This window comes from Streptomyces fulvoviolaceus (assembly GCF_000718165.1).
In the GTDB taxonomy this organism is placed as follows: Bacteria; Actinomycetota; Actinomycetes; order Streptomycetales; family Streptomycetaceae; genus Streptomyces; species Streptomyces fulvoviolaceus.
Genome location: NZ_JOEY01000002.1, coordinates 336,281 through 348,388 on the forward strand (window position 1 = coordinate 336,281; position 12,108 = coordinate 348,388).

Below are 12,108 nucleotides of genomic sequence, written 5' to 3' on the forward strand. Positions count from 1 at the left end.
ACATCTCAGACGCTAGAGGGTGACCCTTAGATTCCCGGTCACCCTCTCTGCGTATGTAGATGCGAACTGATTACACGTGGTCGCACTACCCTCCAGTTCACTTGTGATCTTCTCGTCCCTCATGGGTCACCACAGCTTTCCCTTGACCTCCGACAAGAATGACGCCCACGAAGTCGCGCCGAAGACGAGCACCTTGCCTTCTGGGACCTTGCTGTCGCGGACGGGGATAAGGTCGGCGTAGTCGTCAGAGACCTCGACACAGTTCGTACCACCCCCGTCGCTGTAGCTCGACTTGCGCCACACAGCGGTGGTGAGGTCGGGGGTTCGGTTCATGATCTGCACTCCTCCAGAAGGCGCTTGATGAACGCCGTCGACTCCACCGGAGTCAGAGCCGCGTCCCTAACGAGATCGTAGGACAAGCGGAAGGACAGAACCTTGTCCGGATCCTCGATCAGTTCCCCGAAACCGTTGCCCTCCACGTAGGCAACGGGGTCGCCGACTCGCTGCCAGAGGAGCCAGAGGTGGCTGTCCATGAGGTCGTGCACGCCAGCCGCGTAAGGCAGAACCTGGAGCGCGACATTCGGAAGCTCAGCCGCTTCCACCAGGTGTGACAGCTGGTCCTTCCACACCTTCGCGTCGGGAACCGGGCGCCGCAGCGCCCCCTCGTCCAGGATCACGCGGACGCTCGGCGCCGGTTCGCGGTACAGCAGCTCTTGCCGTCCCATGCGCAAGGCAACCTGCTCCTCGACTTCCTCGCCGTTGCCAGCCGTTGTCTGAGCTCCAGACAACCCTGACAACACCGCGCGGGCATAGTCCTCGGTCTGCAACAGGCCCGGCACTCGCAGCTGGAACATCCACATGACCCTCGCCGTCGCCTCCAGCTCCATGAAGGCTTTGTACTTGTCCTTGATGACCTCCTTGCGCGCGTCGCGCCACAGGCGAACCAGCAGGTCACCCGATCCGTGATATCTGTCCAGGTCCTCCATGACCGCCCGTTTGGAGAGCCGTTCCCCCGTCTCTAGGCGGTACAGGTAGCTCTTGTCGTACGACGTCTCCTCGGCCAGCTGCCCCAGCGACTTCTCGGCCTTCTCCCGCAGGAACCGCAGCGTCCGTCCGAGTGCCGCACGCTTCGACTCGCCTTCTGCAACCGGGTGTTCGGTCATGTCACCCCTCCCCGTTGTCTGGCGCCCAGACAACGCCAGCCCTCTTCCGCAGCGTACGTCCAGGCGGTGACGATCGAGACACGAACGGTAATCGCCGCTCGTCAGACTCACGCCCACGACAAACCCCCGCAGCCGATGGAGCTCGGCCCGGGGGCGTGGCCGACGCTTCGAAGGAGCGCCGACATGAGGGAACGTATCGCGGGATTCTGCGAGTTACTACTGCTCGCACTCGTACGGGCACTGCTGCCCGCCCGGGGCCGACACCGAGCCACCCTGCCCCAACCCCTTGCCCAGAAACACCTGTTGCCCCCTGCTCCCGACGCACAGCCCTTCGAGCGCGACACCGTGCTCGTGCGGCCTTACCTCCTCACCCTGGAAGAGCGCCATGAGCGGAAACTCCAACGGCAGCGGCGCCGAGCCCTGTGGCTCGCCGTGCACGGCATCGACGTAGGACCGCGCCGCATCCACGGGATGGAGGTCTCCGCGTGAGCTCCACCGACGAACGACCCACCACCGGCGGCCTCCGCCTGCTGCCCTGGACCACCCCCGAGGGCAAAACCTGTTACCTCAGCTCCGACAGCGGGGACGGCATGCTGTCTCTGCTGGCCGACGACGTGGAGGCTGCTCAACTGGACTCCGGGAGTCAGGTGTTGACGGGAGCCAGGGCCGTACTCGCCGACCCCAAGGCGGGCGAGCGAGCGGTGCGTTTCGCGCTCACCAGGGCGACGGAGTGCTTGGAGGACGTCCTCCGTGTCGCAGTGAGCCGGGGCGAACGCATCCCCGGAGGCGAACTGTGAACATCGGGCTCATCCCACCATTGGCCTCGTCCTCCAGCACTCGACCCCCACGACGCTCTACCGTGGACCTCCGGTCACCCCGCATCACCGCTGCCGGAGAAAAGGAGCCGATCATGGCTCATGAGGTGGATCCCCAGTCCTGCGAGAGAACTCCCGAGGCGATCCGAGCGGCCCTGCAGCGGCGCCCCGACTGGCTGCAGGCCTTCGAGCAGGACTGGCTCAGCGCGGCGGCGGACTTCGACCAGGCGGCGCTCGACGCCGTGACCGACAAGTGGTTCCCCTTCGCGTGCGCGTGCGCAACCCCCGGCTATCTGGACGAAGTGGAGCAGACAGTCAAGCGCGTGACCGAGGGCGACACCGACGGCATGGTGTTCCGCGACGCGGACGGGAAGGCGTACGACGCCGACAACCGGCCCATCGACGCGGGCAGGTACGGGTGAGCGCCTATGCGATCAGGTATGCCGACCGCGCCGCTCAGCGCAAAGCCGCACTGAGCGCGCCTCAACGGGCATCCCTGGAGGGCCTGGAGAAGCGGATCAGCCTCAATCCCTTCGGCGCACCCGCGATCAGCAACCGGGACAACAGCTGGTCGGCGGCCTTCAGCGGCGGCTTCATCACCTACGTCGTGTCCAACCGGCACGTCGTGATCAACGTCGTCGACCTGGTCGCGATCTGACCGCTCGACGCCCCCACCGGCATTCCCTGCCGTACCGGCACCAGAACCGGCCGGGAGCACGATCCTGGTCCCGGCCCACTCTCCCTAAGCGATGCTCTTCGCCCCGTCGTTCACCGCGGGGTCCACCCAGGGCTGCCAGTCCGCGTTCTCGGCGATCGCGGCGAGCTGGGCCAGGGTCAGCGGCGGGGCGGCGATGTCCGCCGGGCCGCGCTTGCCGTCCGTGCTGTTGGCGGTGACGAGCACGATGCGCGTGCCGTCCTTGCGGAGCAGGTCGGCGGTGCGGCGGGTCAGGGTGCCGGTCCTCTCCTCGTAGCTGATCAGCACGGAGCCGTCGGCGAGGTTGCGGGCCGAGCAGGAGGACAGGTTGGCCCCGGCCGCCGCCCGGTCGGCGCAGGAGTAGAAGGTCTTGAGCTCCGCCTCGGTCGCGGGCCGCACCTTCTTCTCCGTCCCGGTCTTGTCCGACGCCGACCCGGTGGCCTCCTTCGCCGCCGCGGACTTGTCCGGTGCCGTCTGGCCGCTCTTGTCCTGCTCCGCGGAGCCCTCGGCCGCCGCCCGGGCCGCGTCCTTGCTCAGCGCGTCGAACGCGGTGAGCTGGAAGTTGCCCTGGAGGCTGACCGTCGTCTCCGCCTTCCCGCCGCTCGTGAGCAGCCGGCCGCCGGCGCTGACCGTGTCGGCGCCTTCCTTGCTCTCCCACCACTGGTAACCGCTGGTCGCCGGCTTGCCCGGCAGCAGGTCCCGCAGGGTGCCCACGGTCGCCTTGCCGGTGACGGCGACCTTGCCGTCCGGTGCCGACGTCCCGCCCGCCGTGAGCGAGAAGTCCGGGATGGTGACGGTGGCCTGGTTCTTCGTGCCCCCGGTCGAGTTGCCCGGGAGCATCCCCGTGAGGACCACCGCGCCGGTCACCCCGGTCGCGACGGTGAACACGGCCGCGCTCCACAGCGTCTGCCTGCGCCGCTTCAGCCGTCGGCCCCGGGCGAGCCCGCCGCTGACCAGGTCCGGTGCCGGCACGTCGGCGTACGCGTCCAGCATGCGTCCCAGCCGGGGGCCGAACTCCTGCTCGTCCCGCTCCATCTGTCCTGTGTGCTCCATGAGTTCTCCAGCCCTTCCCCACCGAAGGTGGTGCCGCGGCGATGATGTGGTGCCGGTCAGCGACCGGCGAGTACGTCGTGCTCGCCGCCCAGCGACGTCCGCAGACTCGTCAGCGCCCGCATGCTCCTGATGCGGACGTTCCCGGCGCTCATGCCGAGTTCCTTCGCGGTCTGCGCGACGCTTCGGTCCTCCCAGTAGCGCAGCACCACCACGGCCCGGTCCTGCGCCGACAACCGCGCCAGCGCCTGGGTCAGCGCCAGCCGCAGGGCCGGGTCGTGGTGGGCGGCCGGCTGCTCCGGCAGCTCGCCCACGGGCTTCTCGTACGTCCGATGCAGCCGGACATGCGAGAGGTACGTGCGCATCAGGATGGTGCGCACGTAGGCGTGCGGGCTGTCGGCCTTGCGGACCCGTCTCCAGGAGACGAACACCTTGCCCAGAGTCGTCTGGACCAGGTCCTCCGCGAGGTGCCAGTCGCCGCAGACCAGCAGGGCGGCACGGAAGAGACGGGGACTCACGGCCTGCATGAACTCCTCGATCTCTTCCGACCGTTGTGCTGATCTGGCCATGTGGGTTCCCCTCCCAGTAACGCGTCTGCGCTCACATGCCTTTGACGCCTCGGGCCGTGGGTTCTGTTACGCCTGTGCCGAAGAAAGTGGGGACAAAAAAGCAGACTCCCCGAAAACGGGGAGTCTGCTCGGTCGTTCACGGATTCCGTTATCTGCGCAACGCCTCCGCCGGCTGGATCCGGGACGCCCGCCAGGCCGGGTAGAGGCCGGCGACCAGCCCGGTGAGCAGCCCGATGGCCGGGGCCGCGGCGACCGTCGTGGGATGCACGACCGGCGTCCAGTCCCGTGCGACGGCGACCCCCACGACGGTGAGGGTGCCGAGACTGGTGCCGATCAGTCCGCCGAGGGCGCCCAGCGAGCCGGACTCGGCGAGGAACTGGATGGTGATGTGCCCGCCCCGGGCACCGAGCGCCCGTCTGAGCCCGATCTCCCCGGTGCGCTCCAGCACGGCGACCAGCGTGGTGTTGGCGATGCCGACCGCGCCGATGACCAGGCAGATCGCGGCCAGCAGCAGGAAGAGCTGCTGGAGGTCGGAGGTCACGTTGCCGCGCAGGGTCTTCGGATCCGGCGGGGGGACCGCCTTGAAGTACTCGGGGTGGTCCGGCCGTAGCGCGGTGGGGGCCAGCTTCGCCACCTGCTGTGCCGCGCCGAGCCGGGTGGCGACCAGCATCTTGGCGCCGCCCGTGGCCGGTTCGCCCCAGATCTTCTCCGCCGTCGACCGGGGGACGACGACCGACAGGAGCAGGTCGGCCTTGCGCTTCACGTCGTCGATGATCGCCACGACGGTGAACGGCCGGCCGCCGATGAACAGCGCCGGGCGCGTCTGCAGGGTGGTGATGCCCAGCCGGGCCGCCATGCCGGAGCCGATCATGACGACGGGCTGCGCGGTCCGCTCGGCGTAGGCGTCGTAGACCCGGCCCTGGACGACATGCGGTACGGCCGCCTCGATGACGCCCGGTGAGGCGGCGACGATGTTGGCGCGTTCCCCGGTGGACTCGTCGCCGATCGGCGAGGACCTGATGGTGGCGTCGGTGTTCCGGGTGTCCACCGTCCAGTAGACGCCGGCGTGTTCGACCCCGGCGAGCTTCGCCATGCGCGCGTCGGCGTCCTTGGGGAAGGCCAGCGGCACGAACTCGTTCTGCTCGATGCCGATGTCCTCGATGTTGACCTCGGTGGCGGTCAGCACGCTGAAGCGGGAGTCGATCTGGGACGACGTGGTGGCGGTCAGACCGAGGATCGCCACGAAGGTGCCGACGCCGAGGACCGTGCCCAGGGCGGTCAGCGCGGACCGGGCCGGGCGCTGGAGCATGCCGGCGAGGGACTCGCCGAGCAGGTCCCGGGGGGCGAGGACGGAGGGTTCGACGACCGGACCCGTCCGGTGACGGCGGCCTCGGAGGGTGAACCGCCTGCGCCTGCGGTGGTTCATACGGCCACCTGCTCGCGCAGGACGCCGTCGCGGATGGCGACCGTGCGCACCCCCCGGGAGGCGACGGCGGGGTCATGGGTGATGACCAGCACCGTCATCCCCGTGGCGTGCAGCTGCTCCAGCAGGCCGAGGACGGAGTCGGCGTTGCGGCTGTCGAGGTTGCCGGTCGGCTCGTCGCACAGCAGCAGCGAGGGTCTCGACACCAGGGCGCGGGCGATCGCCACGCGCTGGCGCTCGCCGCCGGACAGCCGGGTCGGCAGGGAGTCCAGGCGGTGGCCGAGACCGACCTGCTCCAGGGCCTCCTGGGCGCGCCGGCCGCGTTCGGCCCGGGGGGCGCCGTTGTAGACCATGGCCAGCTGGACGTTCTCCCGGGCGCTGCGGTGCGGCAGCAGATGGAAGGACTGGAACACGAACCCGATCCGACGGCCGCGCAGCGCCGTGCGGTCACCGTCCTTGAGCGTCCCGGTGTCGATGCCGTCCAGGAGATACGTCCCCTCGGTCGGTGCGTCGAGCAGACCGGCGATGTTCAGGAACGTCGACTTGCCCGACCCGGAGGGCCCGATCACCGTCACGAACTCCCCCTGCTCGATGGTCAGATCACAGGGCCGGAACGCCGGCACGGGGGGTGGGCCGGGGTAGGTGAGACCGACCTGGCGGAACTCGATGACGGGGGGCGGGGTGGGCGAGCCGTCGACCCGCGGCGGAGTGGGCGGGCCGCCGGCCCGCGGCGGGGTGGGCGAGCCGTCGGGTATCCGCAGGGCGACGGTCTCGTCGTCGCCCCGCGACGACCTGCGTCCGCCGTTCGCCCTCATCGGTCGCCCGCCGCACCGGAGTTGACCCCGGTGACGACCTGGTCGCCCTCGGAGAGTTCGGCGCCGGCGGCCGGTTTGACCTCCACGTAGCCGTCGCCGGTGGTGCCGGTGGTGACCTCGACCCGCCGCTGCCGGTCGCCGGCGTCCAGCACCGTGACGACGGTCTTACCGTCGGACCCGGCGGTGATCGCCGTCACCGGGACCACCAGTGCCTTGCCCTGGGTGGAGGCGGCCTCGACGGTGAGCCGGACGTCCTGGCCGACGGTGGCCGCGGGCAGCGACTTGTCGGGTTCTACGACCATGAGGTAGCCCTGTGCCCCGGCGGCGCCCGTGCTGCCGGTGTCGTCGGTTCCGGTCCCCTGGGCCGTATCGCCGGTGCTCTGCTGGCCGGCGGCCATGGTGTCGGCCACCGAGCGGACCGAGGCGGTGGCCTTGACGCCCGTCGTCTCGGACAGGATCTCGACCTTCTGCCCGGCCCTGACGAGCCCCTTCTGGGACTCCTGGAGATAGCCGTTGACCGCGAGCCGGCCGGCCGAGACGGTCATCACCTTCCCGGTGGGCGCGGATCCGAGGACGGCGTTCACGCTGTCGACCCGGGCCGGGAAGCCGGAGAGGTAGACGACCTCGGAGGCGGGCAGCATGGGACCGGCCGCCACCTGCGCCTCGGTGAGCCGGGTGCGGGCCCGCTCGAGGTCCTGCGCGGCCCGGTCCACGGCCTTCTGCGTCTCGTCGTTCGAGGTCTGCTGCCGCGCGTCCTCGGCGTCCTGCCAGGCACGTTCGGCGGCGGTCACGGTGTCCTGCGCGTCCTGCACGGTGGCGGTGCCCTCGGCCTGCGCGGAGACCGGGTTGTAGCCGATCGACGCGTAGAACGCGGTGAGCGCCGACTTGGTGCCGGCGCCGAACGTGCCGCGCGTGTCACTGCCGGTGCCGTGCCCCAACGCGCCGAGTGCAGACTGGAGTTGGGCCACGTCGTCGCCGGTGGAGCCGGGCTTGAGGTCCCGGTAGACGGGCACCCGGCCCTTCAGCGCGAACACCGGGCGGCCGGAGACCTCCACCAGGACCTGCCCGGCCTTGACCTCCGTCCCCACGGCCTTGGGCGCCTTGGTGACGACCGCGCTGGTCGTCCCCTCACCGCTCGCACCGGACGGGGCGACGTCCACGGACTGCCCCGCGACGACGGTGCCGCGGATGATGACGGAGTCCTTGAGCACCCGGTTCTCCACCGGTGCGGTCAGGACGCCCTGCTGCGGCGGCTCCGCCTCGGCCGCCGCCTGCGCCGGTGACTTCACGACGAACGAGGCGGCGATGCCGGCACCGGTCAGCAGGACCGCGGCCACCGCCACCGCGGCCACCCACTTGCGCTTCTGCGACAGACCGTTGTCCGCGGCGCGGCGGGATCTGCCGGACGTCTCGGACGACATGGTCGGGTCGAGCTGCTCTGCTTCGGACACTGCGCCTCTCCGGGCCGACTGGTTTTCTGTGTGGACGCGTTGAGGGGTGCCGGGCGTTACAGAACTTCGGCCATCAGCTTCAGCTGCTTGTCCTTCGTCTTCTTGACCTCGGCGAGCGCTTCCGCGTTCTGCTCGATCAGCTGCTCCTGGTAGGCGACGTCCACGGCGTACCAGGTGCCGACGACGTTGTACTTCACCTTGCAGGCCACGTCGGCCGAGGCGACCTGCTTCTCCTTGGCGGTGGCCAGGGCGTTCTGCTCCCACTGCGGGTCGTTGTTGGCCTTCATCGGGTCCGCGTACGTGTAGCCCTTCTCCTTCATGCAGGACGCCCACTTCGCGAAGACGGCCTTCACCCGTGTGTCCTCGTACGACTTCGCCCAGCTGTCGGTGTTGACCTTGTCGGCGATCGGCGGGGCGCCGTCCTCGGACGGCTCCTGGGCGGCCGAGTAGCCCAGCTTGGCCTTCGCCTCACCGATGCAGCCGCCGGCCGGAACCTTCTGGCCGTTGTAGTCCTGGCCACCCTTCGCGGCGGCGGAGCCCGGCTTCACGTTCGGGTCGGTGGTGCCGTTGAGCACCATGGTGGCCGCCGGGGCGAGTTCCTCCGGCTTGGGCTTGACCACGGCGTTCTCGGAGCCCGCCGGCTTGTACCCGTGGCCGGCCACGTCGTCGGCGTCCGTGGGGCCGTAGCGAAGCTGGGTGATGCTCGTCGGCGCGAACACCGACGGCGCCTCCGGCACCTTGTAGGCGATGCCGAACCTGGTCATGCACCGTTCCCTGAGGATCTTCTCGGCATCCGCCATCTGATCCTCCTGCTCGGTGGTCAGCAGATACGCCTCGACCGGGAGCGACTTGTCCGTCGCCGAGGTCAGCTTCGGGAACGAGGACACGGAAGGAGCGCCCGTACCTCCCGCCGCCTTGCCCTCTTCGCCGGAGCCGGACGAGGAACTGCATCCCGCGACGGCCGAGAGCGCCACGGTGGCGCAGAGGACGGACAGAGAGGCAGCGAAGCGACGGGTATGCATCGTGATGCTCTTCCTTGAATAGCCGAATGGTCGGTCCTGCGCTGGTGGGGGCCACTCGCTAAACTCCGAGCGCGGGGGTGCGCTGCCCAGCTGCATTGGGCAGCGCACCCCTTGCCTGTCAGCGGTGGCTGAGGGCCGGGCCCTCGCCGTGCTGTCGGCCTAGTAGAACTTGCCCGATGCGTTGTCGTTCTTCAGCGTGCTGTTGAGGTTCGCCGCCCCGCCGGCCGGGATCGACTGGTAGGCACCGCCGTAGTTCTGGTTGTAGAACTCACGGATGCCGAAGTTGAAGTCCCAGTTGTCCACCGAGGCGGTGTTGTTCTTCACCGCGGTGCCCGCACCGGCGCTGCCGGCCGCGCTCGCGCTGAAGTAGTAGTTGGCGTAGTTGGGGATGTCGAAGTACTGGCGGTAGAACGCCCCCTTGTAGTCGCTGTTGTAGTACAGGCAGGCGTAGCCCGAGGTGCAGTACTCGGCGGCACTGGCGGTGCCGGCGGTACCGAGGGCGACTCCGAAGCCCGCGAGGGCGAGGCCACCGGCGGTGACCAGGGTTCTGACGCGCATGAAATTCCCTTCGTCGGTCCATGCGGAAGCACCGGACAACGGGGCCTGGTTCGGCCCGTCGCCCGCTGCGGATCAGGAACGTACATAGCTCGAACGCATGACTGAAAGGCAATTGATCGCGCTGACCAAAAGCGAACCTTTGTCAACTCCGGCCGAGAATCGGAAGCGCCGCGCGATCACCGAACCGCTGGTCGATGACCTTGGAACGAAGGTAAGGGGAAGACAAAGCGAGGCGGAGACCAAATACCCCAACAGCGCTAGAAGTTGGCACTTGTCAGGACACTGGAAGATTTAATTCCACCACTCAAGTCCCAGCAAGCTTGGCTGATTTCACCCCTGCTCAGGGATCCCGGCTCACGGATCGCGGCAACCTTCCGCGCCGGGGTGACGACTGCTCAGCGGTCCATCCCCCGTACCGAACGGAACCCGCATGAGTGAGATCCGCAGCAAGGCCCGCCACCGCAGAAGGAAGACGGCCCTGGCGGTCGGCGTCCCGCTGACGCTGACCGCCGCGGCCGCCCTCGCCTACGGCACGGACTTCGGCGTCTTCGGCGCGGACGCGCAGCGCACCGCCTCCGCCGCCACCGCCGCCCCCGCCTGGGCCACCGCCACCGCCGACGGCTTCGCCTCCGTCAACGCCCTTGGGCAGAACGGGACTTACGGTGGCCGGGACGGTCAGGTCGTGACCGTGAAGACGCTCGCCGATCTGGAGAAGTACGCGACCGCGGCCGAGCCGTACGTCATCGTCGTGGCCGCGACGATCACCATGGATCCGGTCGGAAAGGAGATCAAGGTCCAGTCGAACAAGACCATCGTCGGCTCCGGGACCTCCGGGCACATCGTCGGCGGCGGGTTCTTCCTCGGCTCAGGCGTGCACAACGTGATCATCCGGAATCTGACGATCCGGGACGCGTACCAGGGCGTCTGGAACGACAAGGAACACGACTTCGACGCCATCCAGATGGACGGCGCCCACCACGTCTGGATCGATCACAACGACCTGCGGAACATGGCCGACGGTCTGATCGACGTCCGCAAGGACAGCACGTACGTGACCGTCTCCTGGAACAAGCTGAGCAACGACAACAAGGCCTTCGGCATCGGCTGGACCACGAACGTCGTCACCGACATCACGATCCACCACAACTGGATCCGCGAGACCGAGCAGCGCAACCCCTCCACGGACAACGCCGCCCACGCGCACCTCTACAACAACTTCCTGGAGGACGTGGCCGACACCACGATCAAGTCCTCCTACGGCAACTACTCGCGCGGCGCGACCAAGATGCTCCTGGAGAACTCCTACTTCCAGGGCATGAACAACCCGGTCATCAAGGACAGCACGGCGAGCATCGTCCAGAAGGGCAACACGTTCGTCTCCACGACCGGGCGCAACGAGAGCGGCGGTACGGCCTTCGACCCGAAGACGTACTACGCGTACACGGCGGACAAGACGGCGGACGTGCCGTCGCTGCTCAAGTCCGGTGTGGGCCCTCGCAGTTCGATCGGTACGACGACGGCCTCGACGACCGCCGCGGCCGCCACGACCCTCACCGTCGCCAAGGACGGCAGCGGGCAGTACTCGACCGTGCAGGCCGCGGTGAACGCCGTACCGGCGAACAACCCCTCGCGGGTCGTGATCGCCGTGAAGCCGGGGACGTACCGCGAGGTCGTCAAGGTCCCCTCCAACAAGCCGCACGTCACGATCCAGGGCACGGGCGGCAGCCGTAAGGACACCGTGATCGTCTACGGCAACGCGGCCGGCATGCAGAAGCCGGACGGGTCGGGGACGTACGGCACGCCGGGCAGCGCCACGATGTCCGTCCAGTCCGACGACTCCCAGGTCCGCAACCTCACTGTCACCAACGACTTCGACGAGGCCGCCAACCAGTCCCTGGCCGGGCACCAGGCGGTCGCCCTGCTGACGACGGCGGACAAGGTCGTCCTCGACTCGCTGATCGTCAACGGCGACCAGGACACCCTGGAGTTGGAGACCGCGGCGTCGGACAAGCTCGGCCGTGTGTACGTGACCAACTCCTACATCACGGGCAACGTCGACTTCATCTTCGGCCGGGCGACGGCCGTGATCGACCGCTCGGTCATCACGCTCAAGAAGCGCTGGAACGGCACGTCCGCCGGTTACGTCACCGCCCCGAGCACCCCCGGCGGCCGCAAGGGCCTCCTGATCAACCGCTCCACGGTCAACGGCGACGTCTCCGCCGCCAGCTTCTTCCTCGGCCGCAACTGGCACCCCGGCGGCTCCACCACGGTCGACCCGCAGACCACGGTCCGCGACTCCTCCCTCAGCGCCGCCATCAAGTCGACCCCCTGGTCCGACATGGGCGGCTTCTCCTGGAAGGACGACCGCTTCGCCGAGTACAAGAACACCGGCGCGGGCGCGGGTGCGGCGAGCAGCGACCGGCCGCAACTGACCGACGCCCAGGCGACGGGCCAGGAGATCGCGGACTGGCTGGGCGACTGGACGCCGTCGGCTACCTGACCCGGCACGGGGGTGGGACGGACGGGTGCGAGGGCCGTCCCACCCCGC

14 protein-coding genes are annotated in these 12,108 nt (G+C 68.9%); 5 read left to right on the top strand and 9 right to left on the bottom strand.

Annotated features, from left to right (window positions below):
* Nucleotides 1-126: 126 nt before the first annotated feature.
* Nucleotides 127-333 (bottom strand): DUF397 domain-containing protein, encoded by a 207-nt coding sequence (locus IG08_RS0103480; protein ID WP_030596096.1) that lies wholly within the window; start codon nt 331-333, stop codon nt 127-129.
* The gene (locus tag IG08_RS0103485; RefSeq protein WP_030596097.1) at nt 330-1,163 is read right to left on the bottom strand and encodes a helix-turn-helix domain-containing protein; all 834 of its coding nucleotides are present in this window, start codon (nt 1,161-1,163) and stop codon (nt 330-332) included. Before IG08_RS0103485 ends, IG08_RS0103480 begins: the two co-directional genes overlap by 4 nt.
* 183 nt (nt 1,164-1,346) lie before the next feature.
* On the opposite strand from IG08_RS0103485, the gene IG08_RS61120 reads away from it, so the two are divergent.
* The 4 genes from IG08_RS61120 (at nt 1,347) to IG08_RS0103505 (ending at nt 2,636) form a co-directional block, all read left to right on the top strand.
* The gene (locus IG08_RS61120) at nt 1,347-1,652 is read left to right on the top strand and encodes a hypothetical protein (RefSeq protein WP_106980866.1); all 306 of its coding nucleotides are present in this window, start codon (nt 1,347-1,349) and stop codon (nt 1,650-1,652) included.
* The gene (locus tag IG08_RS0103495; RefSeq protein ID WP_052424466.1) at nt 1,649-1,960 is read left to right on the top strand and encodes a hypothetical protein; all 312 of its coding nucleotides are present in this window, start codon (nt 1,649-1,651) and stop codon (nt 1,958-1,960) included. Before IG08_RS61120 ends, IG08_RS0103495 begins: the two co-directional genes overlap by 4 nt.
* 113 nt (nt 1,961-2,073) lie before the next feature.
* Nucleotides 2,074-2,400 (top strand): DUF6247 family protein, encoded by a 327-nt coding sequence (locus IG08_RS0103500; protein WP_030596101.1) that lies wholly within the window; start codon nt 2,074-2,076, stop codon nt 2,398-2,400.
* Nucleotides 2,397-2,636: a hypothetical protein gene (locus IG08_RS0103505; protein ID WP_030596102.1), complete on the top strand. Its 240-nt coding sequence runs from the start codon at nt 2,397-2,399 to the stop codon at nt 2,634-2,636. The genes IG08_RS0103500 and IG08_RS0103505 overlap by 4 nt, the downstream gene beginning before the upstream one ends.
* Before the next feature lie 84 nt (nt 2,637-2,720).
* On the opposite strand, the gene IG08_RS59930 is transcribed toward IG08_RS0103505, so the two are convergent.
* The 7 genes from IG08_RS59930 to IG08_RS0103540 all read right to left on the bottom strand — a co-directional run bounded on the left by IG08_RS59930 (nt 2,721) and on the right by IG08_RS0103540 (nt 9,560).
* On the bottom strand, nt 2,721-3,725 hold the full coding sequence (locus tag IG08_RS59930; protein ID WP_030596103.1) for a hypothetical protein: 1,005 nt from the start codon (nt 3,723-3,725) through the stop codon (nt 2,721-2,723).
* A 56-nt stretch (nt 3,726-3,781) separates the two neighbouring features.
* The gene (locus IG08_RS0103515) at nt 3,782-4,291 is read right to left on the bottom strand and encodes a SigE family RNA polymerase sigma factor (protein WP_030596104.1); all 510 of its coding nucleotides are present in this window, start codon (nt 4,289-4,291) and stop codon (nt 3,782-3,784) included.
* Between the two features lie 148 nt (nt 4,292-4,439).
* Nucleotides 4,440-5,717 (bottom strand): ABC transporter permease, encoded by a 1,278-nt coding sequence (locus IG08_RS0103520; protein ID WP_030596107.1) that lies wholly within the window; start codon nt 5,715-5,717, stop codon nt 4,440-4,442.
* A complete protein-coding gene (locus tag IG08_RS0103525; protein WP_078655425.1) occupies nt 5,714-6,529 on the bottom strand; it encodes an ABC transporter ATP-binding protein in 816 nt (271 codons plus the stop codon). The genes IG08_RS0103520 and IG08_RS0103525 overlap by 4 nt, the downstream gene beginning before the upstream one ends.
* Nucleotides 6,526-7,980, bottom strand: coding sequence for a permuted SH3 domain-containing protein (locus IG08_RS0103530; RefSeq protein ID WP_234342797.1), 1,455 nt, complete (start codon nt 7,978-7,980; stop codon nt 6,526-6,528). Before IG08_RS0103530 ends, IG08_RS0103525 begins: the two co-directional genes overlap by 4 nt.
* A gap of 56 nt (nt 7,981-8,036) precedes the next feature.
* On the bottom strand, nt 8,037-9,002 hold the full coding sequence (locus IG08_RS0103535) for a hypothetical protein (protein ID WP_030596113.1): 966 nt from the start codon (nt 9,000-9,002) through the stop codon (nt 8,037-8,039).
* A gap of 159 nt (nt 9,003-9,161) precedes the next feature.
* Complete coding sequence (locus IG08_RS0103540; protein WP_030596115.1) at nt 9,162-9,560, bottom strand: hypothetical protein; 399 nt, start codon at nt 9,558-9,560, stop codon at nt 9,162-9,164.
* A 430-nt stretch (nt 9,561-9,990) separates the two neighbouring features.
* Here IG08_RS0103540 and IG08_RS0103545 point away from each other — a divergent pair, with 430 nt between their 5' ends.
* On the top strand, nt 9,991-12,060 hold the full coding sequence (locus IG08_RS0103545) for a pectinesterase family protein (RefSeq protein WP_030596118.1): 2,070 nt from the start codon (nt 9,991-9,993) through the stop codon (nt 12,058-12,060).
* The last annotated feature ends 48 nt before the right edge of the window (nt 12,061-12,108 follow it).

What these genes read in the sequence shown, in the direction of transcription:
- IG08_RS0103540 (WP_030596115.1), bottom strand. Translation starts at nt 9,560, where the DNA reads ATGCGCGTCAGAACCCTGGTCACCGCCGGTGGCCTCGCCCTCGCGGGC.
- IG08_RS0103520 (WP_030596107.1), bottom strand. Translation starts at nt 5,717, where the DNA reads ATGAACCACCGCAGGCGCAGGCGGTTCACCCTCCGAGGCCGCCGTCAC.
- IG08_RS0103525 (WP_078655425.1), bottom strand. Translation starts at nt 6,529, where the DNA reads ATGAGGGCGAACGGCGGACGCAGGTCGTCGCGGGGCGACGACGAGACC.
- IG08_RS0103545 (WP_030596118.1), top strand. Translation starts at nt 9,991, where the DNA reads ATGAGTGAGATCCGCAGCAAGGCCCGCCACCGCAGAAGGAAGACGGCC.
- IG08_RS0103480 (WP_030596096.1), bottom strand. Translation starts at nt 333, where the DNA reads ATGAACCGAACCCCCGACCTCACCACCGCTGTGTGGCGCAAGTCGAGC.
- IG08_RS61120 (WP_106980866.1), top strand. Translation starts at nt 1,347, where the DNA reads ATGAGGGAACGTATCGCGGGATTCTGCGAGTTACTACTGCTCGCACTC.
- IG08_RS0103485 (WP_030596097.1), bottom strand. Translation starts at nt 1,163, where the DNA reads ATGACCGAACACCCGGTTGCAGAAGGCGAGTCGAAGCGTGCGGCACTC.
- IG08_RS0103500 (WP_030596101.1), top strand. Translation starts at nt 2,074, where the DNA reads ATGGCTCATGAGGTGGATCCCCAGTCCTGCGAGAGAACTCCCGAGGCG.
- IG08_RS59930 (WP_030596103.1), bottom strand. Translation starts at nt 3,725, where the DNA reads ATGGAGCACACAGGACAGATGGAGCGGGACGAGCAGGAGTTCGGCCCC.
- IG08_RS0103515 (WP_030596104.1), bottom strand. Translation starts at nt 4,291, where the DNA reads ATGGCCAGATCAGCACAACGGTCGGAAGAGATCGAGGAGTTCATGCAG.
- IG08_RS0103535 (WP_030596113.1), bottom strand. Translation starts at nt 9,002, where the DNA reads ATGCATACCCGTCGCTTCGCTGCCTCTCTGTCCGTCCTCTGCGCCACC.